Source organism: Pseudomonas nitroreducens (assembly GCF_014204515.1).
GTDB lineage: Bacteria > Pseudomonadota > Gammaproteobacteria > Pseudomonadales > Pseudomonadaceae > Pseudomonas > Pseudomonas nitritireducens_A.
This window is the reverse complement of the sequence record NZ_JACHLI010000033.1, coordinates 1-20,497: the sequence shown is the minus strand read 5'-3', so window position 1 is coordinate 20,497 and position 20,497 is coordinate 1. Positions and strand designations below refer to the sequence as shown.

The following is a 20,497-nucleotide window of genomic DNA, read 5'->3' as shown; positions in this document are numbered from 1 at the left end:
ACCTCAGCTGAACTCACAGACCGGACGGCCATCGCCGTCCAGCGTCGCGTGCACCTGGCGCAGGGTGACGCCAGCGGCCATGGCGTCGAGCAGGCGGTCGGCGATCTGCGGCAGCAGGTGGGCATCCATCAGTTGGTCGATCAGCCGCGCGCCGCTCTCGCTCTGGGTGCAGCGCTCAGCCAGGTGATCGACCAGTGCCTGGCAGTGGCTGAAGTCGAGCTGGCGGCGCTGCAGGCGCTCGCGGAGTCGGTCGAGCTTGAGCTGCACCAGTTCGCGCAGTACGTCGCCACTGACCGGGTAGTAGGGCACTACGCGCATGCGAGCCAGCAGGGCGGGCTTGAAGTGCCGGCTGAGTGCCGGGCGAATGGCCTCTTCCAGCTCTGCGGCGGGCGGGCGATGGCCTTCGGCACAGAGCGTGGCGATGCGCTCGCTGGCGAGGTTGGAGGTCATCAGGATCAGCGTGTTGCGGAAGTCGATCTCGCGGCCTTCACCGTCGTTGGCGATCCCCTTGTCGAAGATCTGGTAGAAGAGGTTGAGCACGTCCGGATCGGCTTTCTCCACCTCGTCGAGTAGCACGACCGAGTAGGGCTTCTGCCGGACGGCCTCGGTGAGCATGCCGCCCTCGCCGTAGCCGACGTAGCCCGGCGGGGCGCCAATCAGGCGTGAGACGGTGTGCTTCTCCTGGAACTCGGACATGTTGATGGTGGTGAGGAAGCGCTCGCCGCCATACAGCAGGTCGGCCAGGGCGAGTGCGGTTTCGGTCTTGCCGACGCCGCTGGGGCCGACCAGCAGGAACACCCCCACCGGCGCATCGGGTTTGTTCAGGCCGGCGGCGGTGGCGCGCATGGCGCGGTCCAGCGCCTGCACGGCCTGCTCCTGGCCACGTACGCGCTGGCGTAGATCGGCGGCGAAGCTGGCGACCTTGGCGTTGTGCTCGCGGGCCAGTTGCGACAGCGGGACGCCGGTCCAGTGGCTGATCACTTCGGCAACCAGTCGCGGGCAGACTTCGAAGCTGACCAGGCGCTCCTGCTCCTGCGCGTCGCGCAGCGAGGCATGGACGTCATGCAGACGCTGTTCGAGGTCGGCGCTTTCTTCCTGGCGCTCCACGTCGGCGCGGGCGGCGGCCAGTTGCTGGCGCAGGTCGAGCAGTTCACTGGCGAGATCGCGTTGCTGCTGCCAGCGTTGCTGCAGCGCGGCTTCCTGGGCGCGGGCCTCTTCCAGCCGGGCCTCCAGGGCCAGCAGAGCGTCCTGGTCAATGTTCAACCCGGCCTCCTGGTCGCGCCGCAGCGCCTGGCGCTGGCGCTCGCCCTCGGCCAGCTCGCCGCGCAGCCGCTCCAGGCTTTCCGGCGCGGCGGCCAGACTGATACGCACTCGGGCGCAGGCGGTGTCGAGCACGTCGACAGCCTTGTCCGGCAACTGGCGACCAGCCAGGTAACGGGCGGAGAGTTCGGCGGCGGCCACCACCGCATCGTCACGCAGATAGATGCCGTGGCTGGCCTCGTAGACCTTCGCCAGGCCGCGCAGGATGGTCACCGCTTCGCTGACCGTGGGCTCATGCAGCTGCACCGGCTGGAAGCGCCGGGCCAGCGCCGGGTCCTTCTCGAAGTACTTCTTGTACTCCGCCCAGGTGGTGGCGGCGATGGTGCACAGCTCGCCACGCGCGAGTGCGGGCTTGAGCAGGTTGGCCGCATCCGAACCGCCGGCCTGGGCGCCGGCGCCGATCAGCGTGTGGGCCTCGTCGATGAACAGGATGATCGGCTTGGCCGAGGCCTTCACTTCGTCGATCACGCCCTTGAGGCGGCGTTCGAACTCTCCTTTGACGCTGGCGCCGGCCTGCAGCAGGCCCATATCCAGCGACAACAGCTCGACGCCCTGCAGTGCGTGCGGCACCTCACCGGCGGCGATGCGCGAAGCCAGTCCTTCGACCACGGCGGTCTTGCCGACGCCGGCTTCGCCGACCACGATCGGATTGTTCTTCCGGCGTCGAGCGAGGATGTCGATCATCTGGCGGATCGCACTGTCGCGGCAGAGTACCGGGTCGAGCTTGCCCTCGCGGGCCTGGCGGGTGAGGTTGTGAGTGAAGCGTTCGAGCAGCGATTCGCCTTTGCCGGAAACCGGCGTGGCACCCTCTTCGGGCTTCTGCGACAAGGCGAAGTCGCGCAGGCGGTCCGCGTTCAGGCGCGCCAGCAGCGGCTGGTAGTGACTGCCTGCATAGCGCAGAGGATTGCGCAGCAGGGCGAGGATCAACGCGGCCTGGTCGATCTGGCTCTCGCGCAGTTCCAGGTTGGCAACCAGCAGAGCGTCCTGCAGCCACTGCATGAGTTCAGCGGCGAACACCGGGTTGCGTGAGGCGCTGTTCTCGGCGTTCGGCTGAAGTGCGGCGGCCAGTTCTCCAGCGTCGATGCCGGCATCCTGCAGTGCTCGCTGCAGCAGACCCTGCGGGCGTTCCAGAAGAGCCAGCAGGAGGTCCTCGACGAGAATCCTGCTGCCGCCACGGGCAACGCAGCGTTCGGCAGCGCCTTCCAGGTCGCGGCGGGTTTCGGCGTCCAGCGCCTGGACGAGTTGTTGCAGGTCAAGGTTGATCATGGATTCATCGTTCCTTAATGAATTCGGCTGCCAAGGGTGACGATGCCGTCGGCGTACTCGCGACCGAGCCAACTGGTCCAGCCAAGGCGGCAGGGGTTGTCGGCGCCAATGCGCAGTTCGCGGATGGCGTCATGGCGCAGCTCCAGGCGCAGGTCGTAGTCCAGCGGATCGCGCAGGGTGAAGCGCACCAGCGCGCAGAGCGGCTGGTAGCCGGTGCCGATGGGCAGAAATTCGTGAAAGCGTTCCCAGTCGAGTTCGCGGATATGCACGCGGAACTTGCCGCTGCTGTCGCGCACGTACTCGCCCAGCACCAGGTCTTCGCCGAGCCGGCTGTTGGCCAGGCCCAGGCGGTTGCGCTGTTCGTTCAGGATTTCCACCTGGCGCTCCAGGCACTGCTCGATGAACAGGTCGGCGTGCTTGAAGTAGTAACGCAGTACGGCTTCGATCAGCGCCGCCGAGTGGGCGCGCAGGCTGAGCAGGCCCAGGTAGGGCAGCAGGCGCTTCCAGTTCAGTTCCTGGGCCTGGCGCAGTTCGTTGCCGCCAAGGCCGATGAGGGCAAACAGTCGGTGTGACAGGGCGTCGATGGCGCCACCCTGGAAGCGTGCGTGATAACGGTACTTCTGCCAGATCGGCAGGAGCAGGCGTTGCAGCCGGTGGTGGAAGAGGTCGAGGAAGTCCCGCGTCGGGTTGCCGTCTTCGCTGTCGCCCAAGGCCTGCTCGCCATAGAAGGCGGGCAGCGGCGAACCGGAGCCGAACAGGCTGACCAGGTTGATGCGCAGGCGCGCGCGCTTGACGCCGTTCTCCTCGAAGAACTGCACGCTCTGGATGTCGCTGCCCGGGAAGCCGAGGCTCGGGTTCGCCTGGAATTCGAGACGGTCGTAGAGCGCTTCTTCGTCTTCCTGGGAGTCAGTGTCGCGCAGACGTTCGATGACCAGTTGCACCGCCTGGAACAGCGAGTACTCGCGGATGTTCCGGCGCAGCCGGCTCAGAGCAGGGGTTGCTGTCCCATACGCGGCGTCCATTGGTACACCTCTCCCTGTGTGCTTTTGACCCTCAGCTCGTGGTACGAGTTGAGGCTGGCGTAGAGCGCGAAAAACTCATTGAGGACCGAGGCGAAGACGAACAGGTCGCCGTCGCAGATGTAGCCCTCGGGGTCCACCGTCAGCTCGCTGCGCAACCCGCGCACCGGCAAGCCACGATGCAGGCGGTCGACATGCTGGTGGTTGATCGACCTGAGGCCGCCGAGCAGTCGCTTGCTGACCTTCTCGGCGTGCTGGTCGTAGTAGCGCGGCAGGTCGTAGGTTTCGAGGATCACCTTGAGTGCCTCGACGTTGGCCAGCGACAGGTAGTTCAGCGACATGTTGCTGATTAGCTTCCACAGGAAGTCGCGGTTGAGCGGCGGTGCGTAGCTGGGCGTGACCGGCGTGATGTTGCGAAAGCGCAGCGAGTCCGGCGTTTCGTCGCTGGGCAGGCAGATGTCGCCCAGCTTCAGCCGGCGTGGCAGGTTCTGGTTGGTACAGGTGAGCTCGATGGAGAGCGTCTCGTGGGACTCCTGGTCGCGGATGCCGAAGCTCAGGTAGGTATCCAGCCCCTCGTGCAGCAGCGAAGTGCGCTGGCGCACGCTGTAGTGCGGCCGGGCTGAGGGCACGTCGAAGCTGGCGTCGTGCTCGAAGGATTCGAAAAGCACGTAGTCCTGGTGCCCGGTGCCGCCGGGACTCCAGCCGGTGACGTTGTCCACGGCGAACACGCCGCAGTGCTGGGCATCCAGCTCGGCCGGCAGCAACAGGTATTCATCCTGCTTGCCGTCCAGGCGAATGGGCAGCGCATCGTGCTTGAACAGATTGACGATGGGAGTGCAGTGCAACTTCAGGTTGTCCAGCGTCGGACGCAGGCGCTGGATGCCGCTGCGATGGATATCGAAGCGGATTTCCAGGGCGCGGGTTTCCTTGAACTGCGCCTCGCTCAACGCGTTCAACCGATCCAGGCCGAGCAGGTCGACGAACAGGAACTTGTCCTGGAACGCGAAATACTCCTGCAGGAAGCGATAGCCGCGGAAGGTGTTGAGCGGGTAGGGGATCATCGCCTCGTCTTCGGCGAAACCCACCGGCTGCACGCGATCGCCGGGCAGGCGGAAGCTCAGCGGACGATCGTAGGCATCGAGCAGAGGTTGCTGCTGCTCGTTGAGCGGTACCAGTTCGATATGGTCGAGGTTGTTCAGCAGGCACAGATAGAGCATCTGGCTGATGTAGCGCTCGCCGGCCAGGTGCAGACGCAGACGCTTGAGGTCCAGCTCACCCAGGTGGCCGGGGCAGCTCATCTCCAGGCGCAGGCTGAGGATGGCGCCTTCACCCTTGACCGAATAGTTCACGCCGGCTGTTTGCAGCGCAGTGACCTCGGTGGGGAAGCAGGTGCGGAAGCGACAGCTGATCTCCTCGACCGGCTTGCTTTCCACCGGTGTGTCGCGCGGTACCTGCAGGGCCGGACCGGCGCTGGCCTGTGGGTCGAACTGCAGAATGCTGAATGCCGGCAGCGGCCGCATGTAGTTCGGCCACAGCAGGTGCATCAGCGAGTGGGTCAGCTCGGGCAGCTCATCATCGAGCTTCTGCCGTAAGCGCCCGGTGAGGAAAGCGAAGCCTTCGAGCAGGCGTTCGACATCCGGGTCGCGCCCCGCCTGGGCGAGGAACGGCGCCAGCGCCGGGCTGCGCTCTGAAAAGCGGCGTCCCAGTTGGCGCAGGGCGGTGAGCTCGCTCTGGTAGTAGTGGTTGAATGACATGTTGGGTACTCATCCTTGCTGGCGCGCCGCAAGGCCGCTCGGGGCGATTTGCGCGCCTGGCTTCCCGCCAGTTCCGGAGGCTGGTCTTGCCTTCGGGATTGGTGCTTCAGAACTTTGTCTTTATGGGCAGACGGAGCCGTCGTTCAGTGCCCAGCGCTGGATGGCATTACCCTGCTGTCTGGGGGGTAGTCGTTTCAGGGACTCGAGCAGCCCTGACTTGTCCAGGTGCAGCGTGCGTCCATTGCCCGCGAGGTCCAACGAGTAGTCATCTGGAATGCTGTTGGTGAGGTCTTGATTGAGCGAGACGATCGACAGCACCTGGGTGCTTTCGCCAATACGCAGACTCTGCTTGCGTTGTGTATCGCCGTCGGCGTTTGTAAATGCCTGGGCCGACACTTCGACCGGGTAACTGCAGACGTTCTGCCAGTCCACTACGAAGCCGTACCGGGATTGAGCTGTGCAGCCCGTGAGGACGACCAGGAAAATCAGTGGCAGGAACCTAGTCATTGAATTGCACCCTGCTCAGCCAGATGAGGCCTTTGACGTCCTGCTCAGAGGCGATGGACCGGGCCCAGAAGTCGGTCCAGTTGTTCGGGGAGTTGGAGTGGTAGTGCATAAGATCGATTTCCCCCGCTGGGGGGAGAGGATGGTTTTTCAGCGGAGACTGCGTAAGAACGGTCGAACTGCTCTTGTGGCTCCAGGAGTAGTTGGGAATCAGGCCGCCATCGCCATACTCGTTGAGTACCAGGTGGCCGAATTCATGGGCGCTGGTATGAATGAAATCCTCATCAGCGTAAGTTGCCGGCCATCCCAGCGCCGTCCAGTAGCCGACGTTGTGATAGATCTTCTTGAACATCGCAAAGCTGGTGGAGCGTCCGAAGTCCGCATGCAGTAGTTCAATCAGCGGAAAGTCCTTGGCGGATGGCTTGGCATTCACTTCGGCGACCACTGATATCTCGACGGAGCCGCAAGCGGTCGTCACCGGAAGGTCCACACCATTGCCACGCTGGTTGTTTCTGGACCAGTAGCGCTCGATACCTAGCTTGGCCATTGCCTTGAGTTCTTCGAACGATTTTGCGCTCAGCTTCGGATGGCTACCCTTGGCGCCGCCGTCGGAAAAGCCAGGCCGGACAGTAACCTCTGCCTTCGATGAGTTGCGGTCGAAACGTGAATCGACCCAGTCAGCTTGCTCTGCCTTGTTACTGAGCTTGAGTTCGTCGATCTGCTGCTGACCGCTCTTCGTCGCGGTCAGCCGAATAACCAGGGACTGGCTCTTCAGGATCTTCGTGTCCAGCACGCCGGCGGAGCTGTAGCCGTCCCACTGCCACGGATGTTCGCCTTGGGGGAGCATTGCTGCAGTATTCTGCTCGGAGTAGAGCAGCGAGGTGCCGTCCAGCACTTCGAGCGTCAGCGTGTCAGCAGCTTCCGCACGATTGATGATGACGAAGTCGATGCCCTCCTGATTCCTGGTGCCCCCCGAGTCGATTTCATCGAAGTCGAGAATCGCCAGAGGGGTGAGTACCCGATTGCCACCGCGCTTGAGTCTGATCCTGTAATCCAGGCTTTCTTCCTTGCCCTGGGCAGCCTTGGCCGCGGGGATCAGTGCGTCTGCGAGCGTCGCAGCCGCCGCTATCGCAAGAGGGGAAATGCCGCTGAACGCCGCTGGCGAATGCGACGTTCCGATCACCACCGTCCCCGATCCACTCACCACCACGTTCCCATGGCTGCCGATGGTCCCCACCGTGGCCGCCGGCATGCCATTGATCAGCACGTTGGAAATCACGTTGCCGACCATGGCGCCGCCGCAGGCGGACGGGTCGCCCTGGCGTGCGGCGGGCAGGCCGTCAAACAGCACGTTGGGCGAGCCGACGGCAATCGGGTTGATGCCGTGGCCGGGCACTGGGCAGGCTGTCGGGTCGGTGAGGCGGGCGGCGGGTTTTCCAGACATGTGACGCTCCTTACTGGACCTTGACTTGTCCGCTGCCATCCAGGCTGGCGGAGAAACTGACCTGGCGGCGGAGTCCTTCGACTTCGAGCATGCCTTCGATGGTGAAGGCCAGATTCAGCGGATCGTGACCGCGTGGCAGGGATAGAACGCGAACTGCGGATAGGCGTGGCTCGAACGCTTCGATGAAGCGCTCGATGGCCGTGCGTGCCTGATTCAGCGAGTCATGCAGGCTCAGGCGCATGTCGTTCAGGTCGGGCAACCCGTAGTCGGGCAGCGTCTGCACGCTGCCCGCACGGGTGCTGAGCATCTTGGCCAGATGGGCAGCCACCGAGGCCATGGCGGCCACCTCCGGGCTCCAGCCGGAACGCTCGGCGGCGTCGCCGCCCAGGCGCTCGAACAGACTGCCGTATCCTTTCATCGCTCAGCCCCTGCTCATTCCTTGTCGAGCTTGCCGACCAGCGACAGCGTGAAGTCCGCACCCATGTACTTGAAGTGCGGGCGCACACTGAGGGTCACGCGGTACCAGCCCGGCTCGCCCTCGACATCGCTGACCAGAACCTGCGCTGCACGCAGCGGACGGCGGCCGCGTACTTCGGCGCTGGGGTTCTCCTGGTCAGCCACGTACTGGCGAATCCACTTGTTGAGTTCCAGTTCGAGGTCGGTGCGCTCCTTCCACGAGCCGATCTGCTCGCGCTGCAGCACCTTGAGGTAGTGGGCCAGGCGGTTGACGATGAACAGGTAGGGCAACTGGGTGCCGAGCTTGTAGTTCAGCTCCGCGGTCTTGCCCTCTTCGCTGATGCCGAAGAACTTGGGCTTCTGCACCGAGTTGGCGGAGAAGAAGGCAGCGTTGTCGCTGCCTTTGCGCATGGTCAGGGAGATGAAGCCTTCCTCGGCCAGCTCATACTCGCGGCGATCGGAGACCAGGACCTCGGTCGGGATCTTGGTCTCGATCTCGCCCATGCTCTCGAAGTGGTGCAGGGGCAGGTCTTCCACTGCGCCGCCGCTCTGCGGGCCGATGATGTTCGGGCACCAGCGGAACTTGGCGAACGAGTCGGTCAGCTTGGAGGCGAAGGTGAACGCGGTGTTGCCCCACAGGTAGTGCTCGTGGTCGTTGGCGACGTTTTCCTTGTAGACGAAGCTCTTCACCGGGTTGTCTTCGGGATCGTACGGATTGCGCAGGAGGAAGCGCGGTACGGTCAGGCCGACGTAGCGGGAGTCTTCCTGTTCGCGGAAGCTCTGCCACTTGGCGAATTGCGGGCCTTCGAAATGGTCCTTGAGGTCCTTGAGATCGGGCAGGCCGGTGAAGCTGTCCAGGCCGAAGAATTTCGGGCCGGCGGCGGAGATGAAGGGGGCGTGGGACATGCTGGAAACGCTGGCCACGTACTGCATGGTCTTCACGTCCGGAGCACTGGGCGAGAAGAAGTAGTTGGCGATGATGGCGCCCACCGGCTGGCCGCCGAACTGGCCGTACTCGGCCGTGTAGATGTGCTTGTAGAGGCCGGACTGGACAACTTCCGGGGAGTCCTCGAAGTCATCCAGCAGGTCCTGCTTGGAGACGTTGAGAATCTCGACCTTGATGTTCTCGCGGAAGTTGGTGCGATCGATCAGCAGCTTGAGGCCGCGCCAGGAGGATTCCAGGGCCTGGAATTCGGCGTGGTGGAGAATTTCGTCCATCTGCTGGCTGAGCTTGCCGTCGATTTCCGCGATCATGCGGTCGACCAGTGCCTTCTTGACCTGCTCGCCCTGGTTCTGCGGCTTCAGCAGCTCTTCGATGAAGGCCGATACGCCACGCTTGGCAATGCCATAGGCTTCGTCATCGGGAGTCAGGCTGGTCTCGGCGATAATGCGGTCGAGAATGCCGTACTCGACGTCGGCCCCGGTGCTTTCCTGTACTGCGCGTTTGCTCATGTGTTGTCTTCCTTTTCAGTTCCTGGCTCAGGCGTCCTGCTTGTTGTTGAGGCCCAGCTCGCCCAGGACGCGCTCGCGCGAGTCGTCATCGGCAAGCACGCTTTCAATGGCTTTGCGGAAAGCCGGGGCGTTGCCCAGTGGGCCTTTCAGCGCGACGAGCGCATCACGCAGCTCCATCAGCTTCTTCAGCTCCGGCACCTGGTCGACCAGGCTGGCGGGGTTGAAGTCCTTCATCGAATTGATCTTCAGGGAAACGCCCAGCTCTTCCTGCCCGTCTGCGTCCTGCAGGCGGTTGGGAACGTTGAGCGTCAGCCCCAGTTCCTGCTTGGCCAGGACCTCGTCGAAGTTGTTCTTGTCGATGCCGACAGGTGCGCGATCCTCGACCTTGCGCTCGTCGGCGCGCTGGGTGAAATCACCCAGAACGAGCATCTTCAGGGGCAGCTCGATCTCTTCCTGAGCGTTGCCGGTAGCGGGCTTGAAGGTGATGTTGATGCGTTCCTTGGGGGCTACCGAGCCTTCTTTGGCCATGGCCTTTTCTCCTTTGCATTTAGCGGCCCGAAGGCCTAGTCGAGCACCACTTCGAGATCGAGGTGGCACAGCCTGCGATAGACCTCGTCCTTGCGTTCGCGCACGCTGTTGCTCTGCGGCAGCAGCTCGCAGCAGGTATGCAGCAGGTGCAGTACCTGGAGGGCGAGATCGGGTTCCCAGAGATGCAGGGCTGATGCCTGCAATTGTTCGTCGAGGGACTCCAGTTGGGTCCTGGCCAGTTCGTACTTCTTCGCCTGCAGGCAGAGGCGCGCCATGCTCAGTTGCCAGAAGAAGCGCTCTCGCCCGCCCTGCGAGTTCTGCAGCCCCTGCTTGAGAAACTGGACGGCGCTCTTGAGCCCTTCGTGGCGCAACATGGACAGCGACTCTTCGAGTGCCAGCTCCCAGGGCGCGGAATCGCTGCTGGTGGTGATTTCGCGCGGTGTCGCTGGCGTCTGGATATGAGGCAGGACGTGGGCGCTGATCCAGTCGCGTGTGCTTGGGTCGGCGAAGGGATTGCCATCGAAGAATTTCAGGTCGATGACCCCGGGCAGTCGTTGCAGGAACAGCGCGAACTGGATCTCCACCTCGCGCATTGCCAGATCGGCACGCAGAGCTTGCAGGCATTCCCAGGCCAGGCGCTGGCCGTCGAACCAGAACGGGGCGCGTGCCAGGCTGGTTTCCAGGTCGACCAGCAGGTCGGCGTACTGCCCTTGTTCAAATCGCTCGCTGTAGGAGCGCAGCTTGTCCGCAGGCAGGCTGCGCAAGGCGGTTGTCTGCTCGGCGTTGCGTTCGGGAAGGCTGTCGATGGGCAGCCAGAGCAGCGTCCGGTTCAGGCGCAGGGCTCGCAGGTCCGTCGCCTTCTGGCGCAGCCACCAGTTGCACAGCGGGCGGGCGTTGTCCTGCTGAGTGCGCAAGGCCTTGTGCGCGTCCTTTTCGTTGTCGATGACGCTGACCGGGGCGAGCAGATTGCTGGCCGCCTGCTTCACCTGGGCGACCACTGCGCCTACCGAGCCGGGCTCAGGTTGCCCCTGGGAGGCGCGCTGGAGCATTTCGTCCAGCCGCCGGCACAGCGGCAGCATCAGCGGGGCATCGCCACTCAGACGCTCAGTCAGACACTCGTCCAGAGCTCGCAGGTTGCCCGCCAACTGGCGAAAGAGCGGCAACTGATCCTTGATGGCCAGGTTTTCGGCAAACAGGGGTTCCAGGCGTGGAACCAGCCAGGCGATCGCGGCGGCGCGAGTCCTGTCCTTGCGCGGATGAACCTCGTTCCAGTGCTCCTGGCAAAGCTTCAGAAGCATGGCGATGCCGGCCTGCAAGCCAGCGAAGGATTCGCGTTGCTGCAACGCCCAGGTCATCCAGGCCGCAACGCGCAGATCCTTGGATTGGGTGCGGAGAATCTGCTCGCTGACATCGAGGATCTTCTGCCAATCCACGAGGCCATTGCCGTGCAGTGACGATGCCCTGGCCAGTTCCGCTTGCAGGCTTTCATATTCCGGGGAATAGCGTACGTCCTCACCTGCATAGTCCCCAGAAGTAATGGGTGCAGCAGCGAGTTCGACAAAATGCGCGGCAAGTTTTCTGGAGTGGCTCATTCCTGTGATCGTCCCTGATACGACAGAAGCTTGAATATAAGAAACGTCTGAATGGCGTTATGGAATGACAGCTGTTTTTTAAGACTTGTCAGTAAGCGGCTTGTAGGTTCGCAGGCTTTTCATGGTGCATTCTTTGAATGTCTAGGTATGTAGGATATTTCCCTGTGAGTCTGTCTTCCTGGGTTTTGCTCAGTCGGATAGACGGTGCTGCGGGTAGGTAAAATTCATCGTGCAGGTCTCTAGAATGGGTGTCCTGGTATTTTCAAAGGTGCGTTGGCGGTTTTTTCCAGTCGCTGTGAGGGTGCCTGTCCGGCAATGGATTCGTTTTTTTGCAGAAGTCCGAAAGTCGTTCCGATAAATGCTCTTAGGTTTTGGCTGTGCAACTTTCTGCCATGTCTGCTGGCTGGTTTAAGTGTCAATCTTCTGTGAAGAGCAGGTGGGGCCTGCCTTTGGCAGAAAGTTGCACAGTTCAGGCAAGATGTTGCGGGCTTTTCTTGTTTTTCAGTTCCTGTATTTGCTCGGGTTTTTATTTTAAATGCCTGGGTGTCTAGTGCGGCGGTACTTTCAAGTTTATGGCATGCAACTTGTAAATGGCTCGTTACCCCTCGGGCTTCCGGGCTCTGGGGCCAACCCTTATCACGGCAAGGAGAGCTTTCATGCCAACACCCGCGTATCTGTCCCTCGAAGGCACCAAACAGGGCCTGCTCACTGCTGGCACCTTCACCGAAGACTCGGTCGGCAACATCTTCCAGGAAGGTCATGAAGATCAGGTTCTGGTCCAGGCATTCAGCCACCAGGTCATCATTCCCCGTGACCCGCAGTCCGGCCAGCCCACCGGCCAGCGCGTGCACAAGCCGCTGATGATCACCAAGGTCTTCGACAAGTCCTCGCCGCTGATCTTCAACGCCCTGACCTCCGGTGAGCGACTGAACAAGTGCCGCCTGGAGTGGTACCGCACTTCCTCCACCGGTACCCAGGAGCACTACTTCACCATCGAGCTGGAAGATGCGGTGATCGTCGACGTCCAGTCGCGCATGCCGAACTGCCAGGACCCGAACATGGCGCACTTCACCCACCTGGAAGACGTCTACTTCACCTACCGCAAGATCGTCTGGACCCATGAAGTCTCCGGTACTTCCGGCTCCGACGACTGGCGTACCCCGATCTCCGCCTGACGGGCGGCGATCCACGCCCTACGCACCGGCCAGGCTTCCTGGCCGGTGCTCTTTTACCGGCCCGCGTTACCGGAGCATCCGCGAGGATGGCTGCACCGATGACCGGCCGCCCGCGCAGAGGAACATCGGATGTTCGCCCCGGCCAACCAGACCCATTTCAGCCTGAACATCGAAGGTGCCAGCGGTGACCTGCAGGTGCTCGAATTCACTGGCCGCGAGGCGCTGAACCAGCCCTTCCGCTTCGAGCTCGAGCTGGTCAGCGAGTATCCCGATCTGGATCTGCAGAGCCTTTTGCACCAGGCGGCCTACCTGGCCATCGGGCAAGGCGGAGCGGGCATTCACGGGCAGGTCTACCGGGTCGCCCAGGGTGAATCCGGCAAGCGTCTGACCCGTTACCAGATCAGCCTGGTACCGCGTCTTGCCTACCTCGCTCATCGTTTCAACCAACGCATCTTCCAGCAACTGACCGTGCCGCAGATCATCGGCGAGGTGCTGGAGGAGCATGGCATTCTTGCCGACGCCTATCGCTTTCAGCTCGGCCCGAGCGTCTACCCCAAGCGCGACTACTGCACCCAGTACGACGAATCCGACCTGCATTTTGTCCAGCGTCTGTGTGAAGAGGAAGGCATTCACTACCATTTCGAGCACAGCGCCCAGCAACATCTGCTGGTGTTCGGTGACGATCAGACCTGCTTCCCGAAGCTCGCGTCGGTGGCCTACCAGCAGGATTCCGGTCTGGTGGCCGATGTGCCGGTGGTGCGCCGCTTCGGTCAGCGCCTGGAAACCCGTACCAGCCGCACGACGCGCCGCGACTATTACTTCGAAAAGCCTCGCCTCGATCTGGAGAGTGCGGCCCGCAGCGACTTCAAGCCAGACCTCGAAGACTACGACTACCCCGGCCGCTTCACCGACCGTGAGCGTGGCAAGCACCTCAGCCAGCGCGCCCTGGAGCGCCATCGCAGCGACTTCCTGCTCAGTGAGGGCAGCAGTGATCAGCCGAACCTGCGCAGCGGCCATTTCCTCCCGCTGGCCGAGCATCCCCGCACTGACTGGAACGATCTCTGGCTGCTCACCGAAGTCCTTCACGAAGGCAAGCAGCCCCAGGTGCTGGAAGAGTCCATCACCAGCCCGACCACCGAACTCAAGGACGACTTCCACCAGGGCTATCGCAACCGCTTCGCCGCCACCCCGTGGAGCGTGCCTTACCGCCCGCCCTTGGCGCATCCGAAGCCGCGTATTCTCGGCAGCCAGAGCGCCGTGGTCACCGGGCCTGCCGGTGAAGAAATCCATTGCGACCAGTACGGCCGGGTGAAGGTGCAATTCTTCTGGGACCGCGAGGGCCAGGCCGACGACAAGACCAGCTACTGGCTGCGCGTCGCCTCCAGCTGGGCCGGCAAGCAGTTCGGCGCGATCGCTATTCCCCGTGTCGGCATGGAGGTGCTGGTCAGTTTCCTCGAAGGCGACCCCGATCAACCGTTGGTGTCGGGCTGCCTCTACCACGCCGAGAACCAGGTGCCCTATGAGCTGCCGGCGAACAAGACCCGCAGCCTGTTCAAGACCAACAGCTACCCCGGCGGCGGTGGCTACAACGAACTGCGCATCGAGGACAGGAAAGGCCAGGAGCAGATATTCGTCCACGCCCAGCGCGACTGGGACGAGAACATCGAGAACGACCAGCGCATCCGCATCGGCCACGAACGTCACGACACGGTCGAGGCCAACACCTACAGCGAGTTCAAGGCCGAAGAACACCGCACCACCCACGGCGACCGCAAGGTGGAACTGCGCAGCGACGACCACCTCACCGTCGGCAACAACCAGCACATCAAGATCGGCACCGGCCAGTTCGTCGAGGCCGGCCAGGAAATTCATCTCTGCGCTGGCCTGAAGCTGGTGATGGAGGCCGGCAGCGAATTGACCCTCAAGGCCGGCGGCAGCTTCGTCAAGCTCGATGCCGGCGGCATCACGCTCAGTGGTGCATCGGTGAAGGTGAACAGCGGTGGCAGTCCGGGAAGCGGGACGCCGGCGGCGCCGTTGTTGCCGGGGCCGCTGCAGCAGGCGGATGCGGACAAGCCCGGACTTCCCCTTGAGGCGTTGGTGAAGCAGATGCTGGTATTCAGACAAAGTCGCTCTGGCATCTGTGAGGTGTGTGAAGCCGCCAAGGCGCAAGGAGCACGAGGATGAGCGGAACGAAGTGCTCGGGCGCCCTGGTGTTGGACGGAGCCGCTTTCGACGACGTAACGCGGTGGGTCTATGAGCATTACTCGGACGTCACTCCGCTGCTCTTGTTGCGCGGGACCGACTATGAGCCGATCGCCGAGTCGGGGCCCGTCCTGATTGGAACTTCACCGGGCAGTCCGATCCATCGTCACTGGCAGTCCGGCGCCAATGGGCTGTCGGACGCAGTTTGGCTCGAAAGCGCGATGCCGACGTCCGTGCTCTTCGCATCCCTGCAAAGGCGCTTGCGGGTGCTGGCTCCCGACGGACGCGAGTTCTGGTTGCGGCTGGGGCTCGCCGGTCCGTTGCGCCATGCATGGCTCGCCGGGCGGCAATGGCCGGACGGATTCTGGTACGGGGTCACCAGGGTCTGGCTGCATCACAGAGGAGATGCTCACTGCGCCTGGAACAATCCACGGCCTCAATTTGACTGCACAGGTCCCGTCGTCAATCCGTTGGAGGCGCAAGTAAGCCTCGACTGGCCCTTGCTCCAGGCTCTTTCAGTGACTGATCCACAGGAGGTGGACTGATGGCTGCTCCCGCCAACTTCAATCCAGCAGCATGCCCGCTGTTGAGTGCCGTCTGGCCGGTGAGGTATGCCATCGGCACGACACCTGCCGTTGATACGGCTGCATTTTCCCTGCCGCCCTTGACCGGCAATTTCCCCCCGTTGGGCGATGCCTACGGAGGCGGGGTAGGGCAACCGCTGAACTACACGGCGAGATTGCTCAGAGACGGCTGGCTGTATGTCTGGCAGCAGGGGCAAAATCGCCTGCTGGAGTACCAGGTCAAAGCCGCACAGCTGACGGAAACACCACGAGGCGGAAAAGTCATCGATGCCAGCGCCCGGCCCTATCTTCTGGCCCCTGCTGGCGCACCGCTAGGTCTCGTCTGGTCGCCGGTGCAGTGGAGCGATGCCCAGTTCAGTGCCGCGAAAAGCGATGCCAATGTTCGCCAGCGGGTCATGAGAACCCTGACGCCCGGCGCGGCGCCGTTCAGTGGAAAGCCCGAGGCAATACGCTCCTCGCTGGGTGACTATCTGTTGCCCCAAGGCTTTCTCTGGAGCTGCGAGGCAGCCGTCAGGGCTCCCATCTGGGCACGAACGCTGGCCGATATGAGGCGTTGCGAGCAGCAGGCTTATGCGGTGCTGGACGATGCCTGGGGCGTGTTGTTCGATCTGGCTTCGTTGCTGCGGCTGCGCAAAGCCGGATTCGATGCGTTTCGTACCCAGCACTCCGAAGAGTGGGCGATTGCCGATGTACTCAAGCAGCTCAGCGAAAGCGACGGCCAGTTGCGCAAGAACCTGCCGAGCATGACCCGCTACGAAGAACTGCGGGCCGCCTGGAAGCAGCAGCAAGATGAAGAGGCTGCCTACGCGACTGACATGCGCCATCTGGCGGAACTCTGGGTGAACTGGTTCGAGACGCTGGGTCAGAAGTCCACAGCGAGCCTTGAGACGGCCTGTGGACACTTCGACATCACCCAGCCGGAGGCCCGCGCCTTGCTCGAGGCGAATTTCGCCGCCGGCTGCCTGGGGCCAGCTGAGACATCCCTTGGGGTCAAGTCGCTGACCAGGGCCATGGATTACACCTCTCTGGGGGCCGCAAAACCCTGGTTGCTCTGGGTGATGCTGGGCCTGTACGAGCGCACTGGCGTGCCTGAGCTCAAGACGCTGTTCGATATGGGCGACAACGTCAGCGACAACCTTGCCGGCACGGTTGCCTCCGGCGCTCAGATGGGGCGGGCGCTGGCACTTTCAGCGTTGATCAACCTGGCAGCCAACCAGTTCGCCCAAAGGAAGCTGGCGCAAGCGCACGAGGCGCTATTCATTGCGCTCTCTCCAGTGGCCGGCGTGCATCTGCACAACGCCGACGGCGAAAAGCCATTGAGTGCTGCGGCCAAGGCATTCATGGCTGCCTCCCTGGCGCGTAGCGGGCAGAGGCTCGCCGTGCATGCCGCCGAGCCTCGCCAGATCGGCGAGTGGTTCAGCGAGCAGGCGGGGACTCGCTCCCAGCTACCAAAGAAATTCAAACTCACCCCCTTGGCGGGGGCGGTGAAGAACGCGATGCCGTTCTTCCATCTGGTTCCGGCTCAAGCGGCGCAGGCGGCCAAGTTGCCACCGTTGAATGCTCAACTGGCCGCCGTTCATCCTCGAGATTTGCTCAGCATGAGCAAGGAGGCGGCGGACCGGGCTCCGCTCAAGTGTTTGCTGGTAATGATGGCGGGGTGGAATTTGGCTTTCAGCGGAAAGCAGCTACTTCAGGACAAGAGCCTTAAAGGCTGGCTCTCCGCTGGCGGAGCAGTTATGGGAGTGTTCAGCGCAGGCAGCGCAACTCTCCAAAAGGTCGCCGAGCTAAATTGGGAGGCCGCCGTTAAGGCGTCGGGAACAATGTCAGTTTCTGCACAAGCGACCTTGGCTAACGCTTTGGGAGTGGGGGCTGGAACCTTTGCCTTGCAAGGTATCGTCTCCGGGTTAGATACCGTGGTCTACGGTGTGGAGGCACTTGAGGCCTATCGTGCCGGCGATTTGGATACCGCTGCGATCAACGCAGGACTGGCAGTGGCCTCCGCGGCCAACCTGACGCTGATGGTGCAGGCCTTCCGGGCCTACCGTGCCGCCCGGGCCGCGGTGTTGGCTGGCGAAGCGGCGGCTATGGCGCGAGGGCTGGGTGCAATGCCCCATTTGGCGCCCAAGGCGCTGGGGTTGGCGCTAACGATCTTTGCCGGGGTCTTTATCCGCCTTTATACAAAAGACACTCCCCTGGAAGCCTGGGTAAAAGGCACTCGCTTCGGCACCCGCCCTGCCGAGTGGGCGAACAGCTATACCCAGTGCATGCTGGAGTTCTACAAGGTGGTGTTCCCGATCAGTTTCGACGCCTATCGCCTCAATGAGCTCAATCCCTATACCGGCATGGTGCAAAGCACCTACCTGCTCCTGCGTCTTCCAGGCCAGGCATCGCTGACCGATGACATGATTCACTTCAAGGGTGAGGAAGTCTGGGGCGGTATATTCGGATTCGGTAGCCGGAAAAAAGCAGTGGAATGGACCGGCGAAGACTTCGACCTGCATGGCGGTACGCGCGTACGGACGGAAGCGGGTGTTGCCACTTACCGACGCGTCTATCACGAGGACAAGGGCCAGGAGCTCAACCAGATCAGAGGTCAACTCACTTACTATCCTGTTCCAGGGCTGGCATTGCCGCCGATAGAGATTGAGGAAGCTGCTTGGATATGATCTTCAGCCAGTTGTTGCAACAAGCTCGTATGAAGTTCGGACAGAACCCAATGGCGGTTCTAAGTGCCAATCAGCCTACGGGGGAGGCTCCGATGGATTTGTTTCTGGCGGAGGAACATACGGCAGACTACCTGGCACTCAGCACTGGAGGCGACGCGGACAGAGGCTTAATTACAGGTGCGTTAGTTGGGTGTGGCGCTTTGGGGCTCATGTTTTTTGTTTTAATCTTTGCCTTGAAGCAGGATTGGGAATCAGTGATGACCGGTTTGATAGTTGTCCTGTTTTTCTCGGTTCCACCGTTCCTTTGGGAAACCCTCCGTCCTTTACCTTTACCAGTTTTATTCAATCGGCGTACCCGTGAAGTGTACTTCGCGCAGAATCGGGCGCTCTACCACGCTCCCTGGGATGATATTCAGGCTCTAGCCGGCGAGTTTATGATCATCGGTCCACAGATGGGAGGGATGCGATGCGCCTCACTGGAAGTACTGATGCATCGCTTCGAGCATCCGCAGGAGCAGATTCTGGTCAATCTGGGGCTGCCAATGGGCAAGACGCTAGCGCTGCAGAAAAGCCTCTGGGAATACATCCGCGCCTATATGAACAACGGCCCGTGGTTCGACAAGGACGGCCAGCACAGCGAGTCCGATGCCTATGTGAAAAGCCTGCTGTCCATGCGGATCAAACGTACCGACTGGCACAAGTACACCCTGGAGAAAATCCGTAAGGACAAGGCTGAAAACCAGGGTAAGAACTATCTGAGCGGGTTGGATGCCGCAATGCTGGTTGGCAACTTGTTTTTCTACCCCATGAACTGGGTTCAGGAGTTCACCAATCGAGTCGCCAGACGACGCCCCCGCAAGGGTTGGCCTGACGTGGTGCGTGAGCGCCTCCGCCCTGATGGGCCGACGTCTCGGCTGATTGACCTCGAGCGCCGGAATACTGCCTGAAAAAAATCTCCTGACAGTCCGTGATGGGCAAGGAAGTCGCCCTGAATGAGCTTTGGTCAACTGCTGCAACAAGCTCGTATGAAGTTCGGGCAGAATCCAATGGAGGTGCTAAGTGCCAAGCAGCCTACGGGGGAAACTCCGATGGATTTGTTTCTGGCGGAGGAGCATGCGGCAGACTGCCTGTCACTCAGTACTGGAGGGGAATCGGATAGAGGGCTCCTAACTGGAGTGCTTGGGGGGGGGAGTCTATTGGTCTGCGGTGGCCTGTCGATTGTCATGATACTCGGGGGCAAGTGGTATGCCTTATCGCTGTTGTTAGCTCTTGGTATTCCGATGTTTCTAATTCCCTTTGCTTGGGAAACTCTCCGCCCCTTGTCGTTGCCTATCATCTTCAACCGTCGCACCCAAGAGGTTTACTTCGAGCGGAATGGCGCGATCTTTCACACTCCCTGGAATGATATTCAGGCCTTAGCCGGTGAATTCATGATCGTCGGCCCGCAGATGGGCGGTATGCGATGTGCTTCGCTCGAAGTAGTGATGCATCGCTTCGAGCATCCGCAGCAGCAGATTCTGGTCAGTCTTGGGCTGCCGATGGGCAAGACGCTCGCGCTGCAGAAAAGCCTTTGGGAATACATCCGCGCCTATATGAACAACGGCCCCTGGTTCGACAAGGACGGCCAGCACAGCGAGTCCGATGCTTATGTGAAAAGCCTGCTATCCATGCGGATAAAGCGCACTGACTGGCACAAGTACACCCTGGAGAAAATCCGCAAGGACAAGGCTGAAAACCAGGGCAAGAACTATCTGAGCGGATTGGATGCCGCAATGCTGGTTGGTGAGTTGTTTTTCTATCCCATGAACTGGGTGCACGAGTTCACCAATCGCGTCGCCAGACGACGCCCCCGCAAGGGTTGGCCTGACGTGGTGCGTGAGCGCCTTCGCCCTGATGGGCCGACGACTCGTTTGGTCGATCTGGAGCGCCAAACGGCCGACTGATACCTCAGTAGCCCCCGTCTTTGACTCCCTGATGCTCCGCCACCACCTTGAGCATGCGCAACGACTCAAACGGCGCATCCACCACGAACTGGTTCGCCAGCCACGACGGCACGCTGCCGCCGGGTTCGCCGCGCATTTCGTAGGTGACTTCGGTGAGCTTCGGGCCCTTGGGGATCATTCGCCAGGTGCCGGAGACGCTGGGCACGCGGATGCGGTCCTGCACCGGTGGGATGTAGTCCGGCGCCGCCTGCAGATGGCGGATCATGCCGCCGTCCGGGGTGTCTTCGGTGCTGACCTTGAGGACCAGGTCGCGCGGGGCGGCGGGCCAGGGGAGTTTGGTGTCGAGGTAGACCCAGATGGCTTCGTCGCTGTACTTGAGCAGGCGCATCTGCGCGCAGGCATAGAGCCAGGCGCAGGAAACCCGCAGGTTCTCCTGCAGGTGGCCGAGGGTGGCGACATCGGCCTTTACCAGCGTCACGCCACGAAAGCTCTTGTAGCGTAAGCGCTTGATTGACGACGTCCTTGCGATGCGAGTAGGCGCAGTTACTCAGTCGCGTTGAGGATCCAGGGCAGCAGGGCTTCATAGTCCTCG

General features: G+C 62.0%; 16 protein-coding genes. 6 read left to right on the top strand and 10 right to left on the bottom strand.

The annotated features are described in order from the left end of the window. Positions 1–3 precede the first annotated feature (3 nt). The 9 genes from tssH to tssA all read right to left on the bottom strand — a co-directional run bounded on the left by tssH (position 4) and on the right by tssA (position 11,335). Positions 4–2,586 carry a type VI secretion system ATPase TssH gene (gene tssH, locus HNP46_RS28825; RefSeq protein ID WP_184595950.1) on the bottom strand — a complete coding sequence of 861 codons (2,583 nt, stop codon included), beginning with the start codon at positions 2,584–2,586 and terminating at the stop codon, positions 4–6. Positions 2,587–2,600: 14 nt separating this feature from the next. Further along, positions 2,601–3,608, bottom strand: coding sequence for a type VI secretion system baseplate subunit TssG (gene tssG, locus HNP46_RS28820; protein WP_184595948.1), 1,008 nt, complete (start codon positions 3,606–3,608; stop codon positions 2,601–2,603). After that, positions 3,572–5,359, bottom strand: coding sequence for a type VI secretion system baseplate subunit TssF (tssF, locus tag HNP46_RS28815; protein WP_184595946.1), 1,788 nt, complete (start codon positions 5,357–5,359; stop codon positions 3,572–3,574). Before tssF ends, tssG begins: the two co-directional genes overlap by 37 nt. Before the next feature lie 120 nt (positions 5,360–5,479). Continuing rightward, on the bottom strand, positions 5,480–5,866 hold the full coding sequence (locus tag HNP46_RS28810) for a hypothetical protein (protein WP_184595938.1): 387 nt from the start codon (positions 5,864–5,866) through the stop codon (positions 5,480–5,482). Then, a complete protein-coding gene (locus HNP46_RS28805; RefSeq protein WP_184595936.1) occupies positions 5,859–7,307 on the bottom strand; it encodes a PAAR domain-containing protein in 1,449 nt (482 codons plus the stop codon). Before HNP46_RS28805 ends, HNP46_RS28810 begins: the two co-directional genes overlap by 8 nt. A gap of 10 nt (positions 7,308–7,317) precedes the next feature. Beyond that, the gene (gene tssE, locus HNP46_RS28800) at positions 7,318–7,725 is read right to left on the bottom strand and encodes a type VI secretion system baseplate subunit TssE (RefSeq protein WP_184595934.1); all 408 of its coding nucleotides are present in this window, start codon (positions 7,723–7,725) and stop codon (positions 7,318–7,320) included. A 14-nt stretch (positions 7,726–7,739) separates the two neighbouring features. After that, on the bottom strand, positions 7,740–9,215 hold the full coding sequence (gene tssC, locus HNP46_RS28795; protein ID WP_184595932.1) for a type VI secretion system contractile sheath large subunit: 1,476 nt from the start codon (positions 9,213–9,215) through the stop codon (positions 7,740–7,742). Between the two features lie 27 nt (positions 9,216–9,242). Beyond that, positions 9,243–9,743: a type VI secretion system contractile sheath small subunit gene (gene tssB, locus HNP46_RS28790; protein WP_184595922.1), complete on the bottom strand. Its 501-nt coding sequence runs from the start codon at positions 9,741–9,743 to the stop codon at positions 9,243–9,245. 35 nt (positions 9,744–9,778) lie between these two features. After that, positions 9,779–11,335, bottom strand: coding sequence for a type VI secretion system protein TssA (gene tssA, locus HNP46_RS28785; protein WP_184595915.1), 1,557 nt, complete (start codon positions 11,333–11,335; stop codon positions 9,779–9,781). Positions 11,336–11,991: 656 nt separating this feature from the next. Here tssA and HNP46_RS28780 point away from each other — a divergent pair. The 6 genes from HNP46_RS28780 to HNP46_RS28755 all read left to right on the top strand — a co-directional run bounded on the left by HNP46_RS28780 (position 11,992) and on the right by HNP46_RS28755 (position 19,905). Next, the gene (locus HNP46_RS28780) at positions 11,992–12,510 is read left to right on the top strand and encodes an Hcp family type VI secretion system effector (protein ID WP_184595906.1); all 519 of its coding nucleotides are present in this window, start codon (positions 11,992–11,994) and stop codon (positions 12,508–12,510) included. Positions 12,511–12,639: 129 nt separating this feature from the next. After that, positions 12,640–14,694, top strand: a complete 2,055-nt coding sequence (gene tssI / locus HNP46_RS28775) for a type VI secretion system tip protein TssI/VgrG (protein WP_184595904.1) — start codon at positions 12,640–12,642, stop codon at positions 14,692–14,694. Further along, positions 14,691–15,257, top strand: a complete 567-nt coding sequence (locus tag HNP46_RS28770) for a DUF4123 domain-containing protein (RefSeq protein WP_184595902.1) — start codon at positions 14,691–14,693, stop codon at positions 15,255–15,257. The genes tssI and HNP46_RS28770 overlap by 4 nt, the downstream gene beginning before the upstream one ends. Next, positions 15,257–17,962, top strand: a complete 2,706-nt coding sequence (locus HNP46_RS28765) for a toxin VasX (protein ID WP_184595900.1) — start codon at positions 15,257–15,259, stop codon at positions 17,960–17,962. Before HNP46_RS28770 ends, HNP46_RS28765 begins: the two co-directional genes overlap by 1 nt. Beyond that, on the top strand, positions 17,959–18,909 hold the full coding sequence (locus HNP46_RS28760; protein WP_184596073.1) for a DUF6708 domain-containing protein: 951 nt from the start codon (positions 17,959–17,961) through the stop codon (positions 18,907–18,909). Before HNP46_RS28765 ends, HNP46_RS28760 begins: the two co-directional genes overlap by 4 nt. A 45-nt stretch (positions 18,910–18,954) precedes the next feature. After that, positions 18,955–19,905, top strand: a complete 951-nt coding sequence (locus tag HNP46_RS28755; RefSeq protein WP_184595898.1) for a DUF6708 domain-containing protein — start codon at positions 18,955–18,957, stop codon at positions 19,903–19,905. Between the two features lie 4 nt (positions 19,906–19,909). Here the strand turns inward: HNP46_RS28755 and HNP46_RS28750 are convergent, their stop codons facing one another. Continuing rightward, positions 19,910–20,416: an START domain-containing protein gene (locus tag HNP46_RS28750; protein ID WP_311771849.1), complete on the bottom strand. Its 507-nt coding sequence runs from the start codon at positions 20,414–20,416 to the stop codon at positions 19,910–19,912. Positions 20,417–20,497: the final 81 nt, after the last annotated feature.

Bases quoted from the DNA above. Each gene is read 5' to 3' on its own strand.
- HNP46_RS28780 (WP_184595906.1), top strand. From the start codon at position 11,992: ATGCCAACACCCGCGTATCTGTCCCTCGAAGGCACCAAACAGGGCCTG.
- HNP46_RS28810 (WP_184595938.1), bottom strand. From the start codon at position 5,866: ATGACTAGGTTCCTGCCACTGATTTTCCTGGTCGTCCTCACGGGCTGC.
- HNP46_RS28755 (WP_184595898.1), top strand. From the start codon at position 18,955: ATGAGCTTTGGTCAACTGCTGCAACAAGCTCGTATGAAGTTCGGGCAG.
- HNP46_RS28765 (WP_184595900.1), top strand. From the start codon at position 15,257: ATGGCTGCTCCCGCCAACTTCAATCCAGCAGCATGCCCGCTGTTGAGT.
- tssG (WP_184595948.1), bottom strand. From the start codon at position 3,608: ATGGACGCCGCGTATGGGACAGCAACCCCTGCTCTGAGCCGGCTGCGC.
- HNP46_RS28760 (WP_184596073.1), top strand. From the start codon at position 17,959: ATGATCTTCAGCCAGTTGTTGCAACAAGCTCGTATGAAGTTCGGACAG.
- tssC (WP_184595932.1), bottom strand. From the start codon at position 9,215: ATGAGCAAACGCGCAGTACAGGAAAGCACCGGGGCCGACGTCGAGTAC.
- HNP46_RS28805 (WP_184595936.1), bottom strand. From the start codon at position 7,307: ATGTCTGGAAAACCCGCCGCCCGCCTCACCGACCCGACAGCCTGCCCA.
- tssA (WP_184595915.1), bottom strand. From the start codon at position 11,335: ATGAGCCACTCCAGAAAACTTGCCGCGCATTTTGTCGAACTCGCTGCT.
- tssI (WP_184595904.1), top strand. From the start codon at position 12,640: ATGTTCGCCCCGGCCAACCAGACCCATTTCAGCCTGAACATCGAAGGT.
- HNP46_RS28770 (WP_184595902.1), top strand. From the start codon at position 14,691: ATGAGCGGAACGAAGTGCTCGGGCGCCCTGGTGTTGGACGGAGCCGCT.
- tssH (WP_184595950.1), bottom strand. From the start codon at position 2,586: ATGATCAACCTTGACCTGCAACAACTCGTCCAGGCGCTGGACGCCGAA.
- tssE (WP_184595934.1), bottom strand. From the start codon at position 7,725: ATGAAAGGATACGGCAGTCTGTTCGAGCGCCTGGGCGGCGACGCCGCC.
- tssB (WP_184595922.1), bottom strand. From the start codon at position 9,743: ATGGCCAAAGAAGGCTCGGTAGCCCCCAAGGAACGCATCAACATCACC.
- tssF (WP_184595946.1), bottom strand. From the start codon at position 5,359: ATGTCATTCAACCACTACTACCAGAGCGAGCTCACCGCCCTGCGCCAA.